This is a genomic window from Acetatifactor sp. (genome assembly GCF_982438285.1).
Genome location: NZ_CEWDFQ010000136.1, coordinates 1 through 7,696, shown reverse-complemented (window position 1 = coordinate 7,696; position 7,696 = coordinate 1). Strand labels below are relative to the sequence as shown.

Genomic DNA, 7,696 nt, shown 5'->3' with positions numbered 1-7,696 from the left:
TCTCTACAATATGCAGACAGGAAGAACGGCTTTTCAAAAATTATTTGAAGAAAGTTACTTTTACAACCCATATAAAATAGAAGAAAAGGATATCCTCTCTTATATGGAAGCCGCCCACACCACAGATTACCACTCTAAGCATTCCTATGCCAGCTATGTGGGAAGATACACAAACATCAACATCCTGCACGCCTTAAAGGAAATCAATAACAGCATTTATCTCATTTCCGGAAAGGAAAAAGCAGACATTGATACCATCATCGACAATTACGTGTATTACAACGGCGCAATTGAAACCACTTTTATCGAAAAAACAAAGCAGCTCCCCCATCTGGAACGGCCCGAGGAAACACTATCTGCCATTCAGTTATTTTTAAATTCATAATTACAAAGGTTCTTTCCCAGGAATTCCTGCCTTCCTGGGAAATTTTTTTGGAGTCTGCTTTATTTTTTCCACAACAAACAGATTTCTGTAAATATCAGAATCTGGGAGATAAAAGGAAACCTGATCCTTGATTTTTCCCCCTAAAACCTGTATGGCATTTTCTGCAAGAGGAAGCTCTTCAGAAATTTTCTCAGATTTATAAGAAACAAAGCTGCCGCCCACCTTCACAAAAGGAAGGCAGTATTCTGAAAGAGTAGAAAGATTTGCAACAGCTCTGGAAACACACAGATCAAATCGTTCTCTCAGCTCTTTCTGCCTTGCCAGATCCTCAGCCCTTCCATGCAGCGCCGTAACTTCCTTCAAACCCAGTTTGTCAATTACTTCCTTTAAAAATAGTACTCTTTTATTTAAGGAATCTACAAGGGTCACCCTTAAATCAGGAAACACAATCTTCAAAGCAAGTCCCGGAAAACCCGCTCCCGTTCCCACATCAACGACTGAAATCCTTCTCTTCATGTCAAAGGCACGAACCAAAGAGACGCTGTCAACAAAATGCTTTTTCATCACCTCATCATAGTCCGTAATGGCCGTAAGATTCATCACCTTATTTTTTTCAAACAGCATTTCATAATAAAAAAGAAACTGTTCCCTTTGCTTTTCTGAAAGCTCTATGCCAAATTCTTTTAAATCTTTTTCAAACTGCACCGTATTATATTCTTTATTCAAAGCGATCCTCCAAAACTTCATGCTTTGTTATAATGCTCCAAAAAAACAAGAAGTACAGAAATATCCGCAGGAGACACCCCTGAAATCCGGGAAGCCTGCCCCACAGACACAGGCTTAAATTCCTTCAGCTTCTGCCTTGCCTCCAGACGAAGGGACGGCACCTGATCATAATCCAGTCCCTCCGGTATCTTCTTTTTCTCCATCTTTTTATACTGCTCTACCTGACGTTTTTGGCGGACAATATAGCCCTCATATTTGATCTCAATCTCAACCTGTTCAATGACCTGGGCAGGAAGAGAGGGCTTTCCGGTAAGCTCCATGGAAAACAGGGTTCTCTCCTTGTCAATTTCAGCCAGCTTTTCATAGCTCAATTCAGGCCTGCACATTAATTCTGCCAAAGAAGCCGCAGTTTTTAAAGGAGAGCTTCCGTGAGCTTCCAAAAAGAGCTGTATCTCTTTATTTGCCCCCACAATAGTATGCTTCAAACGCTCCATCTCCTTCTCTATCAGCTCTTTTTTCCGAAGGAGTGCATCCATCTGTTCCTTTGAAACCAGGCCAGCCTGGTATCCCTTTTCCCTAAGGCGCAGATCCGCATTATCCTGACGCAGAAGCAGACGATATTCCGCCCTTGAGGTCATCATCCGATAGGGTTCCCTGTTATCCTTCGTGACCAGATCATCGATCAAGACTCCGATATAGCTTTCGGAACGGTCAAAAATAAAGGGTTCTCTTCCCAGAAGTTCCATAGCAGCATTTATGCCGGCCACCAAACCCTGACAGGCAGCCTCCTCATAACCGCTGCTTCCATTAAACTGTCCGCCGCTGAAAAGTCCCTTGATATCTTTAAATTCCAGCGTAGGATAAAGCTGCTTTGCATCAATACAGTCATACTCAATGGCATAAGCGTTTCTCACCATCTCACAATGCTCCAGCCCGGGCACTGTCCGATACATGGCAAGCTGTACATCCTCCGGAAGAGAAGAAGACATGCCTCCCACATACATTTCATTGGTAGAAAGTCCCTCAGGCTCTATAAAAACCTGATGCCTTTCCTTCTCTGCAAATTTTACCACCTTATCCTCAATAGAGGGACAATACCTTGGTCCTGTACCCTCTATAATTCCCGCATAAATAGGGGAACGGTCCAAATTATTTCTGATGATCTCGTGGGTTCTTTCATTGGTATAGGTCAAATAACAGGAAACCTGCTCCTTCTGTATGGCTTCCGGATCCGTGGAAAAGGAAAAGGGAATAATCCTTTCATCCCCCAACTGCTCCTCCATCTTGGAAAAATCAATGCTTCGCCTGTCCATTCTGGCAGGAGTCCCTGTCTTAAACCGCCTCATTACAATTCCCATTTTTTTCAGGGAATCCGTCAAATGATTTGCCGCCTGGAGTCCATTTGGCCCTGTATAGGTTATGGCCTCTCCGCACAGACATCTGGCCCGCAGATAAGTTCCCGTACAGAGAATCACAGCCTTACACTCATAAATGGTTCCCGTAAAAGTCTTTACGCCCGTAATTTTCTTTTGAAAAGAGGAAGAGGCATCCTCGCCGATTTCTTCATCTTCCCACAAAAGCTCACAAACCTCCGCCTGGCGAATCCAGAGATTTTTTTGATTTTCCAACACCATTCTCATGGCTCTGGAATACTCCGCCTTATCAGCCTGGGCACGCAGGGAGTGAACGGCCGGACCCTTTGAGACATTCAGCATCTTAGATTGAATAAAGGTCTTATCTATATTTTTCCCCATCTCTCCTCCCAAGGCGTCCAGCTCTCTCACAAGATGCCCCTTCGAGGTGCCGCCGATATTGGGATTACAGGGCATCAAGGCAATACTGTCCACACTGACCGTAAAAATAACCGTTTTAAGTCCCAGTCTGGCACAGGCCAAGGCTGCCTCACAGCCTGCATGGCCGGCGCCCACCACACATACATCCGCCTTCTTACGTACTTCACTCATTGCACATTTCACTCCCATACTGTCCTGTCACTTTACTTTCCCATACAAAACTTAGAAAAGATTTCCTCAATCAAATCCTCTCCCACCTCTTCGCCTATAATGGTTCCAAGAGAAGCATAAGCGCTCATCAAATCAATGGAATAAAAATCCTCGGGCATTCCCTCTAAAATACTTTTTCTCACCAGATAAAGGTTTTCACAGGCCTCCTGCAAAGCCGCCTTATGGCGCAGATTCGTAATCACAATCTGATGATTGCTCTGAATATCCCCTTGGAAAAACATATCCCGCACTGTATTTTCAAATAAATCGATTCCCGTTTTTTCAAGGGTAGAGGTTTTTATCATAGGTATCCTTTTATGCCCTGGAAGCACCTCCTCTATCAAGGCATTCAGCTTTTCTTCTGTCACAATATTTTTCAAATCACTCTTATTCAATAAAATAACAGCATTCTTTTCTCCAATCAGGGAAATAATTTCTCTGTCGCTTTCATCCAGCTCCACAGATACATCCACCATATACACAATCAAATCCGCATCTGAAGCGTATTTTTTTGCCTTTTCCACACCTATCTTTTCCACAGTATCCTGGGTATCCCGAATTCCCGCAGTGTCTATTACATGAAATCCAATCCCATGAAGACTGATATACTCCTCCAGCACATCCCTGGTAGTGCCCGCAATCTCCGTGACAATGGCTTTTTCTTCCCCAGTGAGAAGATTCATCAAAGAAGACTTTCCCGCATTTGGTTTTCCCACAATTACGGTGAAAATTCCCTCCTTTATTCTCTTTCCGTTATCTGCGGTGGAAATAAGCTTTTCTATCTCTTCGCACAGAGAATTCACCTTTTCCAAAAGTCTCCCCGGATAGCCCTCCAGACTGATGTGCTCCGGATCATCCAAAGCCGATTCAATAAAAGCAATTTCATATAAAATATCAGCTCTAAGCTTCTTTACCTGCTGTGAAAGCTCTCCCCTCAGCTGATTGATCGATGAGGAAAGAGCATACTCATTCTGGGCATGAATCAAATCCATCACGGCCTCCGCCTTGGAAAGATCGATTCTGCCATTCAAAAAAGCTCTTTTTGTAAATTCTCCCGGCTGGGCCATTCTGGCTCCATTTTTAAGAACCGTCTCCAGAATTTTCTGCATCACAAGGACTCCCCCGTGGCAGTTGATTTCCACCGTATCCTCCCTGGTATAGGTATGGGGAGACAGCATCACTGCCGCCATTACCTCATCCACAATATTTTCCTGCTCATCTACAATAAACCCGTAATGTATAGTGTGGCTTTTAACGCTTCTTAGCCTTTTTTCTCCCTTTTTCGTTCGAAAAACAGCATCTCCCACTGCAATTGCGTTTTCTCCGCTGATGCGGACGATCCCAATGCCGGAATCTGAAAGGGCCGTGGCAATGGCCGCTATGGTATCCGTATTCATTATGATATCCCTTTCAAAATCAAAAACATCCCGAAAGCCTTCTGAAAAGACCGGATATACGAATCCTGTCATATATCCGGTCTTTTTTCTTATAAATTCTCTTTTCTTTTTAATGTGACAACCACTCTTCTAAAGGGCTCCTCCCCTTCGCTGTGGGTGGTCACATATTTATCATTCTGCAGCGCCGAATGAATCACACGTCTCTCATAAGGATTCATAGGCTCCAGCGAAACCGGCCTCTTTGTCCTCTTTACCTTATATGCAATATTCTTTGCAAGATTTTCCAAGGTTTCCTTTCTTCTCTGCCTGTAATTTTCTGTGTCAACCTTTACCTTAATATAGCTTTCCGCATCCTTATTGACCACCAGGGACACCAGATACTGCAGAGAATCCAGAGTCTGTCCTCTTTTTCCAATTAAGACCCCCATCTCATCTCCGCTTAAATCAATATTCATAAAATGATTTTCTTCATCATATTCGATCTGAACAGCAACCGTCATATTCATGGCATCGAAAACCTGATTCAGAAAATTTTTAGCGTTATCCGTAACGGAACACTTTGCTGCGGCCCTGATCACAGCAGGTCTGGAGCCGATTCCCAAAAATCCGCTTGATCCCTCATCCACAACCTGATAATCAAGCTTATCACTGGTAACCTCAAGTCTCTGACAAGCTTCTGTGATTGCGTCACTTACTGTTTTGGCAGATACTTCAATATATTCCATATACGAAACCCTCCCATTATTTTTTGTCCGTATTTTCCTTGCTGCTTTTGTTATTCTTCTCGTTGTACTGTCTCACCATGTTTGCCTTGGCCATCATGCTTCCCGGCTTTGCTGCGCCGCTGTTATAATACTCTGTGGCCTTCCTCATGGCCTCTTCCTTTTCCTCCTCTGTCATTCCGGAAGAAATATTTGCCTTCTTTTGAATATTTCTGGTATTCATATTGGCATAGGCATTGAGCTTTTCCTGGTTTTCCTTCATCTTCTCCAGCTTTTTCGCACTCTTTGCAGAATTTTTCTGAATAATTTCATCAAAATCCATCTTGTCGATATGCCTGTTGATGACCACCTGCTGAATGCTTCTGACCACGCTTCCGGCCACCCAGTAAAGTCCCATACCGGAGGGAAGGGTAAAGCAGAACCAGGCAGACATAATCGGCATAATCATATTCATGGTTTTCATAGAAGAAGCCATAGTGGAAGCTTGATCATTTTTGTTGTCTGAAGGAGTCTGCTGCGGCATCAGCTTTACGTTCACCCACTGTGTCACGGCGGAAAGAACAGGAATTGCCAGAGCTCCGATCACCACCAGCCAGGCTCCGTTTGCAAATGCCTCCGTAATCAAATGCCAGGGAGAATCTCCTATATTCAGGCCAAGAAAATTATTATAGGTATCCAGCAGTCCTCTTGTGGTCTCATTGCTTAATATAAGCTCTCCCTCATAGGTCAGGGAAGCCAATCCATAATGATTAGAAATAATAGACATATCCGAGGAGGAAAGCTTATTGAGAACGTCTATAATGCCGTTCTGCAGATTGCCGTCCGTCATGTTTGTCCCATACATGGATACAGTGCTTGCAATGCTGTCCACACCGGAATTTTGGAGAAAGCTGCCGTTATCCACAGATATAATCTTATCCGCAAGCACACGAAAGGTATCTCCTATCTTCGTAACATAGGCAGGAATTGCATAGATCACTCGGTATAATGCAAACAAGATAGGCATCTGAATCAAAAGATACAGACAGCTTCCGGTAGGAGAAACACCATACTTTGCATACACCGCTTGAATTTCCTGATTCTGAGCCATGGTAGACTCATTATCCTTTTTATTCTTATACTTCGCCTGAATCGCCTGTATTTCAGGATTCATCTTTGCAGAAAGCTTGGAAAATTTCTGCTGCTTAATTGTGAGTGGCATCATCAAAAGGTTTACTACAATAGTAAACAAAATGATGGCTAAACCAATATTGGGAATCCCGATAAAATCAATGACCGTAAAAATTGCTTCCATGATTTTACCAAGCACCCACGCCACCTGACCTATAATGGGAGTGGTGTTCTGGGTTAAGAAAAATATGTTCATTTATCCTCCTAGCATTGCCGGACCAGATTAAGGCACAGGGTCATAACCGCCCTTTGAAAAGGGATTACATCTTAAAATCCTCCACACAGCTAACAGCGTTCCCTTGAAAGCACCGTATTTTTGAATGGCTTCCAGCCCATACTGAGAACAGGTGGGAACATAAGGACACTTTGTGCTTTTCAAAGGCGATATATATCTTTGATAAAATCTGATGCCTGCAATCAATAGTTTTTTCATATTCTTTATCAAACTCTTTCATCAAAATAAAAATAAACTTTTATAATTTGATGCAGTTTTCCAAGATGCAGCAGCGCACTTTCCACCTCTTCATATCCTGCGGAAGCGGCACTTTTTCTTGCGATGATTACAATATCCAAACCACTATTGAATATACTTTCATGTAATCGGTAGCTTTCTCTCACCAGTCTTGTAACACGATGTCTTACAACACTGTTTCCAACCTTCTTGCTCACACTGATTCCAACTCTGTTTTTCGAAAAGCCATTTTCCTTTACATACATAATCAAATATTTATTGGCATAAGATCTGCCGTTTTTATAAACGAATTGGAACTGGTGGTTCTTTTTCAAAGACTCAGAGAATTTCATGATACACTCCTGTTTTCTCAATGAAGAGAAAAAAAGGCCACATTTCTGTGACCTATGCGGATAATTTCTTTCTTCCTTTTGCGCGTCTTGCTGCTAAAACTCTTCTTCCGCCAGGAGTACTCATTCTGGCTCTGAAACCGTGTACCTTAGAACGGGAACGCTTCTTCGGCTGATATGTCATCTTCATGGAAAGGCACCTCCTTCTCTTACACCTTATCTAAAAAGGTAAACTCAATTTTTTCAGTAACAGGCATCTCTTTTCATGCCTGCCGTCAGGAAAATAGCATATTGATTGTATAAAAAAATCAAGTCCGTGTCAAGGGAAAATACTGAAAAATCAAGAAAAATCAACAAGTAAGAGGATTCCATCCAGTCAAAAAAAATTTTTTTCACATTATCCACATAGATATACACATAATTTTATTCACTTAAAGTTATACACAGCCTGTTGATTATTTGTGGATAATTTTCATTTTATTCTGCAAAAGC

General features: G+C 42.5%; 8 protein-coding genes and 1 pseudogene. 1 reads left to right on the top strand and 8 read right to left on the bottom strand.

Translation table 11 applies throughout. The features are described 5' to 3' along the window. Nucleotides 1-385: pseudogene (locus AC1WIP_RS08295) on the top strand (alpha/beta hydrolase); the annotation flags it as partial. Here the strand turns inward: AC1WIP_RS08295 and rsmG are convergent. The 8 genes from rsmG to rpmH all read right to left on the bottom strand — a co-directional run bounded on the left by rsmG (nucleotide 386) and on the right by rpmH (nucleotide 7,394). Then, nucleotides 386-1,132, bottom strand: a complete 747-nt coding sequence (gene rsmG, locus AC1WIP_RS08290; protein WP_481141400.1) for a 16S rRNA (guanine(527)-N(7))-methyltransferase RsmG — start codon at nucleotides 1,130-1,132, stop codon at nucleotides 386-388. It lies immediately after the preceding pseudogene. Next, a complete protein-coding gene (mnmG, locus tag AC1WIP_RS08285) occupies nucleotides 1,129-3,075 on the bottom strand; it encodes a tRNA uridine-5-carboxymethylaminomethyl(34) synthesis enzyme MnmG (protein ID WP_481141399.1) in 1,947 nt (648 codons plus the stop codon). The genes rsmG and mnmG overlap by 4 nt, the downstream gene beginning before the upstream one ends. A 32-nt stretch (nucleotides 3,076-3,107) precedes the next feature. Then, nucleotides 3,108-4,511, bottom strand: a complete 1,404-nt coding sequence (gene mnmE / locus AC1WIP_RS08280; RefSeq protein WP_481141401.1) for a tRNA uridine-5-carboxymethylaminomethyl(34) synthesis GTPase MnmE — start codon at nucleotides 4,509-4,511, stop codon at nucleotides 3,108-3,110. A gap of 89 nt (nucleotides 4,512-4,600) precedes the next feature. Next, complete coding sequence (gene jag, locus AC1WIP_RS08275) at nucleotides 4,601-5,236, bottom strand: RNA-binding cell elongation regulator Jag/EloR (RefSeq protein ID WP_318705106.1); 636 nt, start codon at nucleotides 5,234-5,236, stop codon at nucleotides 4,601-4,603. A 16-nt stretch (nucleotides 5,237-5,252) separates the two neighbouring features. Further along, nucleotides 5,253-6,599, bottom strand: a complete 1,347-nt coding sequence (locus AC1WIP_RS08270) for a YidC/Oxa1 family membrane protein insertase (RefSeq protein WP_481141398.1) — start codon at nucleotides 6,597-6,599, stop codon at nucleotides 5,253-5,255. A 27-nt stretch (nucleotides 6,600-6,626) separates the two neighbouring features. Continuing rightward, nucleotides 6,627-6,836 (bottom strand): membrane protein insertion efficiency factor YidD, encoded by a 210-nt coding sequence (gene yidD, locus AC1WIP_RS08265; RefSeq protein WP_318705104.1) that lies wholly within the window; start codon nucleotides 6,834-6,836, stop codon nucleotides 6,627-6,629. Nucleotides 6,837-6,844: 8 nt separating this feature from the next. Beyond that, a complete protein-coding gene (gene rnpA / locus AC1WIP_RS08260) occupies nucleotides 6,845-7,207 on the bottom strand; it encodes a ribonuclease P protein component (RefSeq protein ID WP_318705103.1) in 363 nt (120 codons plus the stop codon). A 52-nt stretch (nucleotides 7,208-7,259) separates the two neighbouring features. Next, nucleotides 7,260-7,394 carry a 50S ribosomal protein L34 gene (gene rpmH, locus AC1WIP_RS08255; RefSeq protein ID WP_318705102.1) on the bottom strand — a complete coding sequence of 45 codons (135 nt, stop codon included), beginning with the start codon at nucleotides 7,392-7,394 and terminating at the stop codon, nucleotides 7,260-7,262. Nucleotides 7,395-7,696 lie beyond the last annotated feature (302 nt).

Excerpts from the sequence above, each read along its gene's own strand:
- mnmE (WP_481141401.1), bottom strand. The coding sequence starts at position 4,511 with ATGAATACGGATACCATAGCGGCCATTGCCACGGCCCTTTCAGATTCC.
- yidD (WP_318705104.1), bottom strand. The coding sequence starts at position 6,836 with ATGAAAAAACTATTGATTGCAGGCATCAGATTTTATCAAAGATATATA.
- rpmH (WP_318705102.1), bottom strand. The coding sequence starts at position 7,394 with ATGAAGATGACATATCAGCCGAAGAAGCGTTCCCGTTCTAAGGTACAC.
- jag (WP_318705106.1), bottom strand. The coding sequence starts at position 5,236 with ATGGAATATATTGAAGTATCTGCCAAAACAGTAAGTGACGCAATCACA.
- rsmG (WP_481141400.1), bottom strand. The coding sequence starts at position 1,132 with ATGAAGTTTTGGAGGATCGCTTTGAATAAAGAATATAATACGGTGCAG.
- AC1WIP_RS08270 (WP_481141398.1), bottom strand. The coding sequence starts at position 6,599 with ATGAACATATTTTTCTTAACCCAGAACACCACTCCCATTATAGGTCAG.
- mnmG (WP_481141399.1), bottom strand. The coding sequence starts at position 3,075 with ATGAGTGAAGTACGTAAGAAGGCGGATGTATGTGTGGTGGGCGCCGGC.
- rnpA (WP_318705103.1), bottom strand. The coding sequence starts at position 7,207 with ATGAAATTCTCTGAGTCTTTGAAAAAGAACCACCAGTTCCAATTCGTT.